10 protein-coding genes and 1 pseudogene are annotated in these 16710 nt (G+C 37.3%); 3 read left to right on the top strand and 8 right to left on the bottom strand.

The window, feature by feature from the left end; genetic code table 11:
* Positions 1–149: 149 nt before the first annotated feature.
* Positions 150–272 (top strand): hypothetical protein, encoded by a 123-nt coding sequence (locus H3T83_RS11470; RefSeq protein ID WP_255518741.1) that lies wholly within the window; start codon positions 150–152, stop codon positions 270–272.
* Between the two features lie 51 nt (positions 273–323).
* Here H3T83_RS11470 and H3T83_RS11210 read toward each other — a convergent pair whose 3' ends face one another.
* From H3T83_RS11210 to ubiG, 7 genes are all read right to left on the bottom strand, one after another.
* Positions 324–1718, bottom strand: coding sequence for a hypothetical protein (locus H3T83_RS11210; protein ID WP_110453539.1), 1395 nt, complete (start codon positions 1716–1718; stop codon positions 324–326).
* Positions 1719–2850: 1132 nt separating this feature from the next.
* Positions 2851–4296, bottom strand: coding sequence for a hypothetical protein (locus H3T83_RS11205; protein WP_110453540.1), 1446 nt, complete (start codon positions 4294–4296; stop codon positions 2851–2853).
* A 553-nt stretch (positions 4297–4849) separates the two neighbouring features.
* Complete coding sequence (locus H3T83_RS11200) at positions 4850–6277, bottom strand: hypothetical protein (RefSeq protein ID WP_146207931.1); 1428 nt, start codon at positions 6275–6277, stop codon at positions 4850–4852.
* A gap of 739 nt (positions 6278–7016) precedes the next feature.
* Positions 7017–8396 carry a hypothetical protein gene (locus H3T83_RS11195; RefSeq protein WP_146207932.1) on the bottom strand — a complete coding sequence of 460 codons (1380 nt, stop codon included), beginning with the start codon at positions 8394–8396 and terminating at the stop codon, positions 7017–7019.
* An 813-nt stretch (positions 8397–9209) separates the two neighbouring features.
* Complete coding sequence (locus H3T83_RS11190) at positions 9210–10307, bottom strand: hypothetical protein (protein ID WP_110453543.1); 1098 nt, start codon at positions 10305–10307, stop codon at positions 9210–9212.
* 625 nt (positions 10308–10932) lie between these two features.
* Entirely contained in the window at positions 10933–12396 is a 1464-nt protein-coding gene (guaB, locus tag H3T83_RS11185; RefSeq protein WP_110453544.1) for an IMP dehydrogenase, read from the bottom strand.
* Between the two features lie 131 nt (positions 12397–12527).
* Positions 12528–13265, bottom strand: coding sequence for a bifunctional 2-polyprenyl-6-hydroxyphenol methylase/3-demethylubiquinol 3-O-methyltransferase UbiG (gene ubiG / locus H3T83_RS11180; RefSeq protein ID WP_306242129.1), 738 nt, complete (start codon positions 13263–13265; stop codon positions 12528–12530).
* A gap of 531 nt (positions 13266–13796) precedes the next feature.
* Between ubiG and H3T83_RS11610 the strand changes: the two are divergent.
* Both H3T83_RS11610 and H3T83_RS11175 read left to right on the top strand, forming a co-directional pair.
* Positions 13797–14043 (top strand): annotated as a pseudogene (locus tag H3T83_RS11610) (type II toxin-antitoxin system RelE/ParE family toxin).
* Complete coding sequence (locus H3T83_RS11175; protein WP_034903619.1) at positions 14027–14371, top strand: helix-turn-helix domain-containing protein; 345 nt, start codon at positions 14027–14029, stop codon at positions 14369–14371. The pseudogene H3T83_RS11610 and the gene H3T83_RS11175 overlap by 17 nt, the downstream one beginning before the upstream one ends.
* A gap of 674 nt (positions 14372–15045) precedes the next feature.
* Here the strand turns inward: H3T83_RS11175 and H3T83_RS11170 are convergent.
* Positions 15046–16458 carry a hypothetical protein gene (locus tag H3T83_RS11170; RefSeq protein WP_198215796.1) on the bottom strand — a complete coding sequence of 471 codons (1413 nt, stop codon included), beginning with the start codon at positions 16456–16458 and terminating at the stop codon, positions 15046–15048.
* Between the last annotated feature and the right edge of the window lie 252 nt (positions 16459–16710).

Raw genomic sequence — 16710 nt, 5'->3', positions numbered from 1 at the left:
GAGGGTTGCCGCCAACCCTCTTTACAATCTCCCGCGGCGACCACGCAAGTGGTCACGATGTGACTGCCTTCCGCCTTCGTTCGCTTTTAACGCACCGGCTGTGATTTGTTCCTGACAAAGCACAGCCTTGGCAAACATCCCTGTTTGCCATGCTAACCTCTCTCAGTTGTCAGCACATTGCCAATGTCGCACCACAAAATCACTTTTTATCCCCGACTTCGTCAACGTCAACACCATTGCCTTGGCAAGTCAATGATTGTTTGATGTCCTAACGTTATTTTTCTTATCCTCAGCTTCAATACCTAAGAACTAAGAAATAATAGCTAAGGATAGACACAGACTCCGAAGAGTTTGGTATTCTCTACTGCTATGGTAGGGTAGGAATACATAGTACCCCAATCCGAGTGAACATAAAAAGAATATTGGTTGTTATTCGTCTTATCACTCGCCCAATAGCTAACAAAGTAGAAGTTAGTATCAAGGTAATAGAGCATACTCCCCCATTCCGTGAAAAATCCGGCACCAATGTAACGACTGAAAAACACATCAGGTGACGAAGGCGTTGCCTCTACTAGATCGTTACAAGCGTCTTCTGTATTATTTCCCCGACAAAACGAATTAGTTAAATCCTTGACATTTGGGACACGGTATCCTCCAATCTTATTACACCAAGATGATAGACTAGAAAGGTTACTTGTATAATCACCACGATTAGCAAACCACTGCTTTAACTCAAATCCATATTTGACCACCGCATTACCCCTACTATCACGACCGACTAACTCAAATACCTGAGGTAAAGATAGTCTGTCGATTCTATCTGGATTTTCTGATTCCCATTGATTAGGGTCTGTAACGGCAGGACCTGTTAGGGTGACTCGAACTTCGTTACTTGCTGAATAGGTCATCGTCGCCGTAATACCACCATGAGAAACCGGCGCCCAAGATAAGGCCTGAGCATTACTACCCCCAATAATTAAATCAAAATATAACTTATTAGCTCCAGTAGTCGGGAAGTTTGAACCATAAGACGACGGCGTAACTGACTGTATTAGAAAACCCTTATCAAGGTTCCATATATTAACAGGACCAGGAGTGTTATGTGAAACGTTGTGCAAGCTAGGTTTAGCAAAACAAATCACCGGCGCTGCCTTAGGATTAATATAATAAGTGGCATTACCTTCCGTAAAACGACTTTCATTAGGTACCCCATAACGTGTTTTTAATGTACCTTCATCATTAGATAAGGTTAATTTATATGGCGCTTTACAAATAGTCGGCACTTCATTACGGGCAACAGAATTATTGTCGTTATCAACAATAGTTAATTTTAAACTACCGGTAGCGGTGACACCATTAACTCCCTCACCATCGCCATCATCATCACCCCAATAATTATAAGGTGTGCCAATAAGTGAACTTAATGCAATAGAATTAGTATCCGTTGGTACTAACATACCAATATCCGCAAAACTCTGACCAATAACAGGTAACTCGATAGGATTGGCTAAACTTGAATTATTGGTTGTGGGAGTAAATCTTCTTCCATCTGAAAGCGATATCCCGAGTAGTGCTTCGGTATTTGTTACCCGGGTACGACCACCATCAAAGGTTAAATAAGGTGCTGAACCATAAATGATATTGGTCGTTTTAGTGGTTAATGCATAATTAGTAAAAGAGATAGACTGTAAAACAACCACGGTTAATATGAAAACCATCGGCCGAGATAAACAGGCGAAACCAAGAAATTTTGAAAAATTTTGCTGAATTTGTTGGAAAAATAAACTGCGGTTAAATAATAAACGATGCGAGCTTAACTTTACTAACGTTAAATTATAGGTTGGGCAGGTTTGGTGTTTGGTGTTTGGTGTTTAAAATTATAATACATATTCGACATTCCTGTCAATTAAATTAATGATTAATTTACAATTTTGCACCTATTGGCGCAAAATTTATCCATTTATATAAATATAGTACAAAAATTATAGTGATTGGAAAAAACCATGCAACTTTTTTTGATGGTTTTATTGTTAACTTTTGTAAAGGTGAATGTAATATTACGTCTTAATTACTTCTTTAAAACCAATTTCGAAGAAACTTGGGCGGGATTTTTAGGCTTTAAAAACCCCGTTCCTCAAATTTTTTTATTCTTTGAGTTTCGGACGTTTTCGGTTTTGCGGTTATTTCTATACGGTGATTACGTCCGAGTTAAGAGGGTTGGCGCCAACCCTCTTTACAATCTCCCGCGGCGACTACGCAAGTGGTCACGCTATGACTGCCTTCCGTCTTCGTTCGGTCTTAACGCACCGGCTGTGATTTGTTCCTGACAAAGCACCGCCTTGGCAAACATCCCTGTTTGCCATGCTAACCTCACTCAGTTGTCAGCACATTGCGAATGTCGCTAAATTAAATACACCAAACTTATTTGCCAAAATAAACGTTTATGTTTATAGCGAGCTAATTTTAGTTTTAAAACCAATTTCGGGGAAACTTGGACGGGATTTTGGCTTTAAAAACCCCTTTCCTCAAAATTTTTTTGGTTGTTTGAGTTTCGGACGTTTTGTTGTTTTGCGGTTATTTCTATACGGTGATTACGTCCGAGTTAAGAGGGTTGGCGCGAACCCTCTTTACAATCTCCCGCGGCGACCACGCAAGTGGTCACGATGTGACTGCCTTCCGCCTTCGTTCGCTCTTAACGCTCCTTGCCAAACATCCCTGTTTGCCATGCTAACCTCACTCAGTTGTCAGCACATTGCCAATGTCGCACCACAAAATCTTTTTTTATCGCCCTAACGGTATTTTTCTTATACCTAGCTCTTTAGTTCAAGAGCTAAGAATTAAGAAAAAACACTAAGGATAGACGCAAACCCCATACTGGTCAGAAGCAACATGTGTTACCTGACCAGTGACCGGGGCAACCGCAAAAAAGCCACCATTAGGACTCATATCACTCGTCCAATAGTATCTATTAGTGAACCAGCCGCGATAACCATCCATACTCCCCCACTCCGAGAAGAATCCCGCACCAATGTGACGCGTGTAATTATTATTGGGTGACGATGGTGTAGCACCAACAGAACCTTCACAGTAATAAGGTGTTTCTGCATACCTCCCCTTGCAGGCCGCGTTAGTTAAATCCTTAACCTTAGGCATACGATATCCAATCTTAGTACACCACGATGATATATTAGGATTACTGCCGTACATCACGCGGCTGACGAACCACTGCTTTAACACAAAACCATACTTCACCACGACCCCAGTCTCCCTACCATATTCTTTTATTTTACCAACTATCTCAAATGCCTGCGGCAAAGATGGTCTATCGATAGGACTCGGATTATTTGGATCCTTTTGCGAATTATCTGTAATGGCAGGACCTTTTAGAGTGACAGTGGCACTCGTTCTGCTCTTTGACGATGTGGTTATCGTCGCTTTAATATCACCAGATGTAATCACCTCCCACTCTATACCATTCACAGGTGGTATATGAAGAATACCACCAATATCTAAATCAAAAGACAAATTATTAGCACCAGTAGTCGGAAAATTTAAATCATAAGACGATGGCGTAAATGACTGAGTAAGAAAACCCATATTAGGGTTCCACATGGAAGCTGGGCCAAGATGATATTTATAAAGCCAAGTACTATCAGGTAGTGTAGCTCCCCCCCATCTCATGTTAGGTTTAGCAACACAAATTTGTTGTTGTGACTCTACCTTAGGATTAATGTAGAACGTAACGCCTAAAGAACCATAAATAAATCTTTCATTAGGTATGCCATAACGTGTTTTTAATGTAATGTCAGTGTTACTTAATTTTAATTTATACGGCGCCTTACAAATATCCAGCACTTCATTACGCGCAACTGGTTGACCCGTTCTATCAACAATAGATAATTTTATACTACCGGTAGCGGTGATACCATCATTCCCCTGACCATCGCCATCATCATCAACCCAATAATTATAAGGCTCGCCAATAAGTGAACTTAATTCAATTGAATCGGCATTCTTTGGCACTAACATATCAATATCCTCAAAACTCTGACCTGCAACGGGTAAAACGATAGGGGTGAAATCTGAATGATTACTGTTGCCGTCGAATTTTCTACCATCAGAAAGGGATATCCAATGCAACGTAAAGGGAGCGACAGTCTCCGTCACTCGAGTACGACCGCCATCGAAGGTAAAATAAGGCGCTGAACCTTGAATAACATTCGTCGTTTTTGTGGTTAATGCATAATTAGCAAAAGAGATAGACTGTAAAACAACCACTGTTAATACCAAAACCATCGGCCGAGATAAAAAGGCTAAACCAAGAAATTTTGAAAAATTTTGCCGGAATTGCGGAAATTTTGGGAATTGCTGAAATAATAAACTGCGGTTAAATAATAAACGGTATGAGCTTAACTTTAGAAAGGTGAAATTATAGGTTGGGCAGGTTGTGTGTTGTGTGTTGTGTGTTGAAAATTATAATCCATATCAGATATCCTTGTCAATCCAATTTTATGATTTATTTAAAATTTTAAGCCTAATGGCATAAAATTTATCCATTCGTATAAATATGCTATAAAAGTATAGTGATTGCAAAAAACCATGCAACTTATTTAGGCTGTTAAATTGTTAATTTTTGTAAAGTTTAACGTAATATTATGTTTTAATTACTCGCTTAAAACCAATTTCGGAGAAGCTTTAGGGGGATTTTTTGGCTTTAAAAACCCCGTTCCTCAAATTTTTTATCTTAAAAATCCCAATCCTCAAAAATAACCCCGTCCCAGTTGGGACGGATGGTTGTCGCCACAACATTACTTTAGCCACCCACGTCATAATTCGCTTGGTTATTGAATTAATCATCCTTTAAAGGAGCGGCGGCACAAACTCCTATATGGGTTTTAAATTTTTCGGTTTTGTAGTTTCTAGTTGTGTTTCCACTATAGGCGTACACGACAAACTCAGTATACACATTACTTTCGCCAAGGTCGCTAGTCCAATAGCCATAATTGAAACCAGCATCAGTGTAGCTCCTTATGTCGCCCCACTCCGAAAAAAGACCAGCACCAATATGACGCTGATAATGATTACCAGTTGATGAAGGTGTCGCACCAACTATACCCTTGCAATTTACTCCTGCATCAGCTCCCCCTTGACAAATTGCGTTAGTTAAATCCTTGACCTTAGGCATACGGTATCCAATATCACTACACCAAGACGATACACTTTCATTAGTATAAAATTCAGTTCCACGGTTAACAAACCACTGCTTTAACTGGAAACCGTATTTGACGACTTCTTCCCCACTTTGACTGTCTCGACCAACTAACTCAAATGTCTGTGGTAATGTCGGATTAAGTATAGTTCCCAAACTACTTGGATTACTTGAACCCAATTGCTCATCTTTAGCAAATGGCCCCGTTAGGCTAACCCGCACACTTTTATTTGTTGCTTCCGTCATCGTAGCTGTAATACCGCCATGAGAAACTGGCTGCCAAGATAATTCTCGATAATTACCACCTATATCTAGATCAAAGTACAAATTATGAGCCCCTGTAGTAGGGAAATTCAAATCATAAGACGACGGATTTTTCGACTGTGTAATGAACCCCATCTTTTCATTCCACATTGTAGCAGGACCTCGGAAATCCATGTTTTTAGAAAAAAGCTTACCATATTGCAAGTTCGGTTTTGCAAAACAGACCTCTGGTGGTGCCTTAGGATTAATATAATATGTTGCATTACTAGCATTAAAATCGCTACCTTTAGGAACGCCATAACGGGTAGATAAAGTGCCGTTGGTACTAGCCAATTTCACCTTATAGGGTCCATTACAAATGGTTAGCACTGTATTACGTGTGACAGGATTATTGAATCTATCAATAATAGATAAATTTAAACTACCTGTGGCAGTTATACCATCAGGGTCTTGACCATCACCATCATCATCACCCCAATAATTATAAGGTTCTCCGATAAGTAAATTTAATGCAATAGAATTAGTATCAGTTGGCACCAACATATCGATATCAGCAAAACTCTGACCAGCAACAGGTAAAACGATAGGATTAGTTGAACTCGAATTATTGGTTGTCGGAGTAAATGTTCTACCATCAGAAAGGGATATCCCGAGTAGCGCTTTGGTGTTTGTCACGCGGGTACGACCACCATCAAAGGTTAAATATGGCGCATTACCATAAATAATATTGGTCGTTTGAGCGGTTAATGCATGATTAGCGAAAGAAATAGAAAGTAAAACAACTACGGTTAATACCAAAACCATCGGCCGAGATAAAAAGGCTAAATTAAGAAATTTTGAAAAATTTCGCCCAAATTGCTTAAAAAACAAACTACAGTTAAGTAATAAACGATACGAACTTAACTTTAGAAAGATTAAATTATAGGTTGAGCAGGTGTTGTGTGTTACAAAATTATAATGCATATTGACGTCCTTGTCAATTAAACTAATGATTAATTTATACTTTTATACCAAAAATTATAAAAGTTATCCTTTTATAAAAATAAGGTTTGAAAGTATAGTGATTGGAAAAAACCATGCAACTATTTTTGGCGGTTTAATTGTTAATTTTTGTAAAATTTGATGAAAAATTATACTTCAAAATCAAGACATTAATAATAAAAGTACCAACACACCAAAATCTTACCTCCTATTTTTAGCCCTATTTTGATTTCAAAAAACCCTCTCCTCAATTTTTTTATTCTTTGAGTTTCGGACGTTTTGTTGTTTTGTGGTTGTTTCTATACGGTGATTACGTCCGAGTTAAGAGGGTTGGCGCGAACCCTCTTTACCATCTCCCGCGGCGACCACGCAAGTGGTCACGATGTGACTGCCTTCCGCCTTCGTTCGCTGTTAACGCTCCTTGCCAAACATCCCTGTTTGCCATACTAACCTCACTCAGTTGTCAGCACTTTGCGGATGTCGCGCCACAAAATCGCTTTTATTGCCCTAACATTATTTTTTTTATCCTCAGCTTTAATACCTAAGAACTAAGAAATAATGGTTAAGGATAGACACAGAGTCCGTATAGTTTGCTTTGATTCCGATGATGTTTGTAAATTCTACCGTCGAACGAATCAACCTCAAGGAGATAATTATTATCCCTACTCTCATCTTTCGTCCAATGGTACCCTCTTTGGAAGTTGGCACCAGTGTAATTGTACATCCGCCCCCATTCCGTGAAAAATCCTGCACCAATGTGACGACGGTAAGTATTATCAGGTGACGAAGGCGTTGCCCCCACTCGTGGTGAATCTGTATACCACGCATTTGTTAAATCCTTGACCATTGGGACACGGTATCCTCCAATCTTATTACACCAAGATTCCATACTAGAATAGGTATGAGTGTTCCTATATCCATCTCCACGATTAACAAACCACTGCTTTAACTCAAATCCATATTTGACCACCGCATTACCACTGCTATCACGACCAACTAACTCAAATGTCTGCGGTAAAGATGGTCTACCGATTCTATCTGGATTTTCTGAGTACCATTGATTAGGGTCTGTAACAGCAGGACCCGTTAGGGTGACTCGAACACTGGTACTTGTTGAATTGGTCATCGTCGCCTTAATACCACCATGAGAAACCGGCGCCCAAGATAAGGCCTGATTATTACCAACAATATCTAAATCAAAATACAAATTATGAGCACCAGTAGTCGGGAAGTTTAAACCATAAGACGATGGTGTAACTGACTGTGGTAGAAAACCCTTATCAGATTCCCAAACGGCAGCAGAAAGACCTTTCCATGTAGAGCCATCGTTTCTGTCTCCTAGGTCAGGTCTTGCAAAACAAATCACTGGCGATGCCTTAGGATTAATATAATAAGTGGCATTACCTGCCGTAAAACGACTTTCATTAGGTACCCCATAACGTGTTGTTAATCTACCGCTAGTATTAGATAAGGTTAATTTATATGGCGCTTTATCGTCACAAATAGTCAGTACTTTATTACGGGCAACAGCTCGACCATTTTTATCGACAATGGATAACTTTAAACTACCGGTAGCGGTGACACCATTAACTCCATCACCATCATCATCACCCCAATAATTATACGGTGCGCGAATAAGTGAACTTAATGCAATAGAATTAGTATTCGTTGGTATTAACATACCAATATCATTAACACTCTGACCAACAACAGGTAACTCGATAGGATTAGTTGAACTTGAATTATTGGTTGTCGGAGTAAATGTTCTTCCATCTGAAAGCGATATCCCGAGTAGCGCTTCGGTATTTGTTACCCGGGTACGACCACCATCAAAGGTTAAATAAGGTGCTGAGCCATAAATAATATTGGTCGTTGTTGTGGTTAATGCATAATTAGCAAAAGAGATAGACTGTAATATAACCATGGTTAATACCAAAACCATCGGCCGGGATAAACAGGCTAAACTAAGAAATTTTGAAAAATTTTGCGGAAATTTTGGAAATTTCGGAAATTGCTGAAATAAAAAACTGCAGTGAAGTAATAAACGGTATGAGCTTAATTTTAGAGAGGTGAAATTATAGGTTGGGCAGGTTGCGTGTTGCGTGTTGCGTGTTGAAAATTATAATCCATATCAGATATCCTTGTCAATCCAATTTTATGATTTATTTAAAATTTTAAGCCTAATGGCATAAAATTTATCCATTCGTATAAATATGCTATAAAAGTATAGTGATTGCAAAAAACCATGCAACTTTTTTTGATGGTTTAATTGTTAACTTTTGTAAAGATTAATGTAATATTACCGCTTAATTACTCGCTTAAAACCAATTTTGGAGAAACTTTAGGGGGATTTTTGGGCTTTAAAAACCCCGTTCCTCAAAATTTTTTTGGTTGTTTGAGTTTCGGACGTTTGCTGTTTTGTGGTTAGTTTGGCGGCTAGTTCTATTGAGATATGGGTTATTAGATGTATTTTGATAAGATTCAATCTGTTCTTTTAAACTATAAGCTATCTATGTCATCACAAAAAATAACAAATTATAGATTAAAAATACTTTCCGAAAAGTCATCTATAATTGAATTCTTTTGTTTTACTGCGTAGCGTTAGTTCATTGTTTAACAAGTGCTGTTACATTTCACAATTTCCTAGCGCTACCATTTCCCAACGATTCTAATAAAAGTCAAAGACCTCAACTTAAGTCAAACGGATTCAGTCAAGCGTTGATGTAGATAAATCATAACTCAGTTTAACAAAATGTTATTTTAAACAAGCTATATTTGCAACATCATTTCCGTGTGAATCATCAGGTGGATGAGGTACAGGTAATATTCCACCATCATGTAAATAAGCAACAAAGTATTGCGTTTCATTATTAGGCTCTTTAGTAAAATAAGCAGTGTCATCCCACTCCCATTTTGAATTTGGATAAGTATGACGAGTTATATATCCCCATTCAGGATAAAGTCCTTGATTAATTGCCCGAGTAGAAAAATTCCATTTACCATTGCGTTGCCAATTTGGGCCAGCGTTCACTATAGGTGAGTTTGAATAATCTTTACGGGATGGAAATCCATTAATTCCTCCACAAAATTGGTTAAAGGCATCCTGCCAATAATGATTACCTACATCCTGAGGTTCTATCCAAATGGATGTCGGATTAAATTTATAATCAAAATGTTGATTAGGAGATAACTTCAATGTTGCTCGGATAACAATATCACCATTACCTTCCGGTGGTTTAGCTTTTAAAAGAACATTACCTGTTTCATCTACGGTTGCTACATTGCCAGGATTAACTATTACACTATAGATATAATTATCGGGAGGATAATCCATTATTAATTGAAATTGTGCACCTGGGAAACCTGTAGTTGGAAAGTGTTTATCTGAAACAATTGGCTTAGCTCTGAAACCCTTATCAACAATAAAATCTTCATTATAACCACCACCATTTTCGGGATCTGGTTTTATTGGGCCTGTATTCCATGGATACAGAGTCCCTTGAGCATCACCACCACGCCATTGTTTTAAAGGATAAACTTTAGTTGAATTTGGCTTCAGATAACATATATCACCTATAGGTGCGATTTTATATAGTTTAGTTATCGTTACTGCCTCACTTTCATTCGGGTTACCATATTCAGAATAAGTTTTTACTAAAGTTTCTATTGATAATGTTAAAGGCAAGGCATAATTGGCACAACCTATTATATTATGTTTATCAATATCAGGAATTTTCACTCCATAATTATCAAACCAATGATAAATCGTCTGTTCGACGGTAAATGGCATATTATTACGGATGCTATCACCGTCAGAATCATCGTAATTAGATGAAATATCTAAATCATCCACAGTATAGTTTTTAATAATAAAATCACTTAAATGTGTAAAACCCTCAAATATATTGATATCCGTATCACTTAAATTATGTGAACTTGAACTATAAAAAACACCATTTAAGGTAAAGCCATGTTTTTTGGCAGCAGCTTCTATATTAATAACGCTTGGTTTATTACCGATAATAGTTTTTATGGTATGTGTTGTGATGGCTTGACTTTTTTGACTAATGAATAAAAAACATAATATGAATAAAAGAAAAAAAATAGGATTATTATTTAAATTAACCGAATTTAAAAGAGAGGTTGGGCAGGTTTGGTGTTTGGTGTTTGGTGTTTTAAATTATAATGCATTTTGACGTTCCTGTCAAGTAATTATATGATTTTTTTGATTTTATTTTATTTTTATCGGCTAAATATCCATCGGATATTGTTTATAATAAACACTTGAAGTATAGTCATAAAAAAAATCTAAGCAATAGTATTTAATTGTTTATTTGTTAAATTTTGTAAATATTATTATTAAGTTAGGTTATTAAAACATAGTTTTAATTCTTAAAAAAACACGCCTAAGATTTTCAGAATGCAAATGATACAAATAAAAAAAGGGATTGTATTCAATCCCTTCTAAATCATACTAATTAGCCAGCTCGATAGTTAGGTGGCTCTTTGGTGATAAGAACATCATGAACATGACTCTCTTTCATACCCGCACCAGTTATGCGATAAAACTTCGATTTAGTGCGAAGTTCATCGATAGTTCCACAGCCAGTTAATCCCATACATGAACGTAAACCACCCATTTGTTGATGGATAATTTCTTTTAATAAGCCTTTATATGCAATTCGACCTTCAATACCTTCTGGTACTAACTTGTCAGCAGCATTGTCAGATTGGAAATAACGATCAGATGATCCTTTTGCCATTGCCCCTAATGATCCCATACCACGATAAGATTTATAGGCACGACCTTGGAATAATTCAATTTCGCCGGGTGCTTCTTCCGTACCAGCAAACATTGAACCAACCATAACACAAGATGCACCAGCGGCAATTGCTTTAGCGATATCACCTGAAAAACGAATACCGCCATCAGCAATAACAGGAATATTATGCTGTTTAGCTACCTCAACAGCATCCATAATCGCACTAATTTGTGGTACCCCTACCCCAGTAACAATACGTGTAGTACAAATAGAACCTGGACCAATACCCACTTTTACTGCACTAACGCCTGCGTCAATTAGTGCTTTAGCACCTTCACCGGTTGCCACATTACCACCAACAATTTGCAAGTTTGGATAAGCTTGTCTTGTTTGGCGAATACGTTCAAGTACACCTTCTGAATGACCATGTGATGAATCGATAAGTAATACATCAACACCAGCTTCTACCAATGCAGCAATACGTTCTTCATTACCTGCTCCGGCACCAACAGCAGCGCCCACTCGTAAACGACCTTTTTCATCTTTACAAGCATTTGGTTTTTGCTCGGCTTTGTTGTAGTCTTTGACTGTTATCATGCCTTTTAAGTGGAAACGATCATCAACAACTAATACTTTTTCAACACGGTGTTCATGCATTTTTTTCAAAACACTTTCCCGAGATTCACCTTCTTTAACAGTGACTAAGCGTTCTTTAGGCGTCATCACCGCTGTAACAGATAGTGATAAATCAGTAGCAAATCGAACATCACGAGCAGTAATAATACCAACCAATTCTTGCGATTCTGTTATAACTGGGAAACCAGCGAAACCATATTCTTTGGCTAGTTCAATCACTTGTTCAATCGTTGCCGTTGGTAATACTGATACGGGATCTTGTACAATTCCGCTTTCATGTTTTTTAACGCGCTTTACATGTTCAGCTTGAGCTTCAATTGACATATTTTTATGGATAAAACCAATGCCACCTTCTTGAGCAAGAGCAATAGCAAGTTCGGCTTCGGTAACGGTATCCATTGCCGCAGATAACATTGGAATATTTAATTTGATGGTTTGCGTCAGTTGAGTTGTAATATCAGCAGTGTTAGGTAAAACAGTTGAATGGGCTGGAACTAATAAAACATCATCGAACGTGAGGGCTTCTTTAACTATACGAGACATGACAATATTCACCATTGAGTTGAATTGTTGATAAAATATTGCCGATGTATTCTACTCACTTTTAATATAAAAGACCAGTAAAATTTTATATTTATATTTCAGCAGATAAGTATAGCGCAAACTAATCTCTGTTACTCGCCATCGCTTTTTTGTGCCATTAAGATGTAATTGACATCAACGTTTTTACCTAAGCGAAATTGATTACTGATCAAATGATACTCCATACCAATTATCCCTTTGACATCCAAATTAGCCTGTTCAACCCAAGTCATTAATTCAGAAGGACGAATAAAGCGATTAAAATCATGAGTACCTTTCGGCACTAAGTGTGCAATATATTCCGCGCCATAAATCAACATTAATTTTGCTTTATGATTGCGGTTAATAGTCGATAAATAGAGTTGTCCATTAGGCTTAAGTAATTTTGCACAAGCCTGAATAATTGAAAACGGATCAGGCACATGTTCTAGCATTTCCATACAGGTAATAACATCATAGTGTGCTGGGAATTGTTCAGCATGCTGCTCTACTGTTTGATTCTGGTAGTTTATTTCTAAACCATTTTGCTCAGCATGTAATTTTGCCACTGCTAATGATTCTTCAGCAAGATCAATTGCAGTTACATTAGCAGCTAGTTTAGCTAGACTCTCTGCCAAAATACCACCGCCACAGCCAACATCTAATACATGTTTTTCATTTAAATCACCTGACAGTTGTTTTATATAATCCACGCGTAATGGATTAATAATATGTAATGGTTTGCATTGACCATTGGGATCCCACCATTGCGAAGCAAGTTTTGCAAACTTATCTATTTCGTTTAAATCGATATTTTGTGTCATGACTATTCTTTTTAGAGAAGTAAATATTTTATGTAATATATGCGATGGGCTGATGATTAGCAATATTAAACGATTTCATGCTCTCTTTTTCTCAACTTTTTGTCATAGTAAATTGTTTTAGCTTACTAACGTTTAGAGGTTTAAATAATTTCTGAGGGGATTTTAGTAAAAAGGATATTTCTTTGGATAAGGGGTTACACGCCCCACTAGTTTTCGCCATCGACAGCGAAACTAGCTGGTCATTACGTGACTAGTTTCTTTGACGTGTTAAGTATTTATACATTATCTATTATTTGTTTTAGAACTTAAATAGCCTTGTCAAAAAGGCATATTTGACATGATCTTTAATCTCTTTCGTCAACATAATGTAATGACTTAAAATTTAAATCTACCTACACGGTAGTGAACTTAATATTTTAGTTAATAGTATGTTATTTATGGATTCGCAGTAATATAAAATCGCCCTATAGTGGTTTGTGATGAAATTACTTATATTTTGCTTTACAAATCTTATATTACTTATACAATACTTATATAAAAATCAATTACCGCGAATATATGAATAAAGTTATTTACCAAATAAAAGCATTGAAGCAATTGAGAAAAATTAAAAACAACGCTTTGATTCGTAATAAAATTGATGAGTTATCAAACATGCCTAATTGCATTAATGTAAAATCTCTGACTAACTACAAATATCAGTAGATTAAGAGTTGGAAATTATCGAGTGTTTTTTAATTTTGATGGCATTATTCATATTGTTTCTATCGAAGAGGTGAAAAAACGAGATGAACGCACTTACTAATAACATACAGTTTATTAATAATGAACAAGGGCAACCACAGTTTGTGGTTATGCCTTATACACAATATTTAGAATTAGCGAATATTAAACAAATTAATACTGATACTGGTGTGCCCAACGAAGTTGTTAATCTGGTTTTTGATAATAATTATTCACCAGTTCAAGCATGGCGAGAATATCTAAAATTATCTCAAGTTGAAGTTGCCAATAAAATCGGTATCAGTCAATCTGCATATTCTCAATATGAAAAAAGTCAAAAATTAAGGAAAGCAACACGTATTAAAATAGCTAGCGCACTAGGTATTAACCCTGAGCTACTGGATTTTTAATTTATACAATATTATTTCTAAACTACCTATACGGCAGTGAACGGTACAGATATTACATTTAAACCAAATAAATTTTTCTAAACTACCTATACGGCAGTGAACTAGAACCCGATATACTATAAATGTTGTTGGCAAAAAGACAAAGCGCAATTTTACTATTAAAAACCCTTTTTTTAAGTGATTTTTTAATATATTGATTTTTAACCATTTTATTTTAAGTTAAAAAAAAGGGTTAGTGATGGGATGGGTTTTGGCTTTAAAACCCCCGTTCCTCAAAATTTTTTGGTTGTTTGAGTTTCGGACGTTTGTTGTTTTGTGGTTGTTTCTATACGGTGATTACGTCCGAGTTAAGAGGGTTGGCGCGAACCCTCTTTACAATCTCCCGCGGCGACTACGCAAGTGGTCACTGCGTGACTGCCTTTCGCCTTCGTTCGGTCTTAACGCACCGGCTGTGATTTGTTCCTGACAAAGCACCGCCTTGGCAAACATCCCTGTTTGCCATGCTAACCTCTCTCAGTTGTCAGCACTTTGCGAATGTCGCGCCACAAAATCGCTTTTTATCGCCGACTTCGTAAACGTCAACACCATTGCCTTGGCAAGACAATGATTGTTTAATGTCCTAACATTATTTTTCTTATCCTCAGTTTCAATAACTAAGGATTAAGAAATAATAGCTAAGGATAGACACAGAGTCCGTAGGCTTTGTCGTAGGTATATGACTTGTAATACAAACTACCATTATACCCACTAATCGCAAAGAAATGATTGCCAGAACTCGACTTATCACTCGTCAAATACTCCCCGTATGTAGAGTGGTTTCCTACGAAGTTGGCTCCTTCAGGGTATCCAGTGTAATAGCTCATATTCCCCCATTCCGTGAAAAATCCTGCACCAATATAACGCGAAACGTTATTAAAATATGACGAAGGCGTTGCCGTTAATGCATTTACATCATGTTCATAATCTCCTCGACAAACCCCCCAACCAGTGTTGTTCCGACAAGCCGCATTAGTTAAATCCTTGACCTTTGGAAGACGGTATCCTCCAATCTTATTACACCAAGATTTCGTATTAGCATGGGTATCATAATAGCTCGGTCCACGATTAACAAACCACTGCTTTAACACAAATCCATATTTGACCACCGCATTACCACTGCTATCTCGACCGACTAACTCAAATGTCTGCGGTAAAGATATTCTATTGATTCTACCTGGATTATCTGAACTCCATTGCGATTCTGTAGCAACAGGACCCGTTAGGGTGACTTTAACGCTGTCGCTTGTTGGATAGGTCATCGTCGCCGTAATACCACCATGAGAAACCGGCGCCCAAGATAAGGCCTGATTAGTGCCTCTAATCTCTAAATAAAAAAACAAATTATTAGCACCCGTAGTTGGGAAGTTTAAACCATAAGACGACGGCGTAAATGACTGTGTTATAAAACCATTATACTTTAGCCAAACGCCAGGAAACCCAGCGTCATAGTATGTACTAGGTACTGCATAACAAATCTGTATTTCCTTAGGTTTAATATAATAAGTGACATTACCTGAATTAAAACGACTTTCATTAGGCACACCATAACGTGTTTTTAATGTACCACCATCATTAGATAAGGTTAATTTATATGGCGCTTTACAAATAGTCAGTACTTCATTACGGGCAACAGGATTATTGTCGTTATCAACAATAGATAATTTTAAACGACCGGTAGCGGTGACACCATTAACTCCCTGACCATCGCCATCATCATCCCCCCAATAATTGTAAGGTGCGCCAATAAGTGAACTTAATGCAATAGAATCAGTATTCCTTGGTACTAACATACCAATATCATTAAAACTCTGACCGGAAGCTGGTAAAATGATAGGATGGTTTCTTGAATCATTGGTTGTCGGAGTAAATGTTCTACCATCAGAAAGCGATATCCCGAGTAGTGCTGCGGTATTTGTTACCCGGGTACGACCACCATCAAAGGTTAAATAAGGTGCTGAGCCATAAATAATATTGGTCGTTTTAGTGGTTAATGCATAATTAGTAAAAGAGATAGACTGTAATACAACCATGGTTAATACCAAAACCATCGGCCGAGATAAACAGACTAAACCAAGAAATTTTGAAAAATTTTGCCGGAATTTCGGAAATTTGGGAAATTGCTGAAATAATAAACTGCAGTGAAATAATAAACGGCGTGAGCTTAACTTTAGAGAGGTAAAATTATAGGTTGGGCAGGTTGTGTGTTGTGTGTTGTGTGTTGAAAATTATAATCCATATCAGATATCCTTGTCAATCCAATTTTATGATTTATTTAAAATTTTAAGCTTAATAGCATAAGA

It is taken from the genome of Gilliamella sp. M0320, from assembly GCF_016101635.1.
GTDB lineage: Bacteria > Pseudomonadota > Gammaproteobacteria > Enterobacterales > Orbaceae > Gilliamella > Gilliamella apis.
The sequence above is the reverse complement of the archived record's forward strand: the minus strand, read 5'-3'. Positions and strand labels throughout refer to the sequence as shown.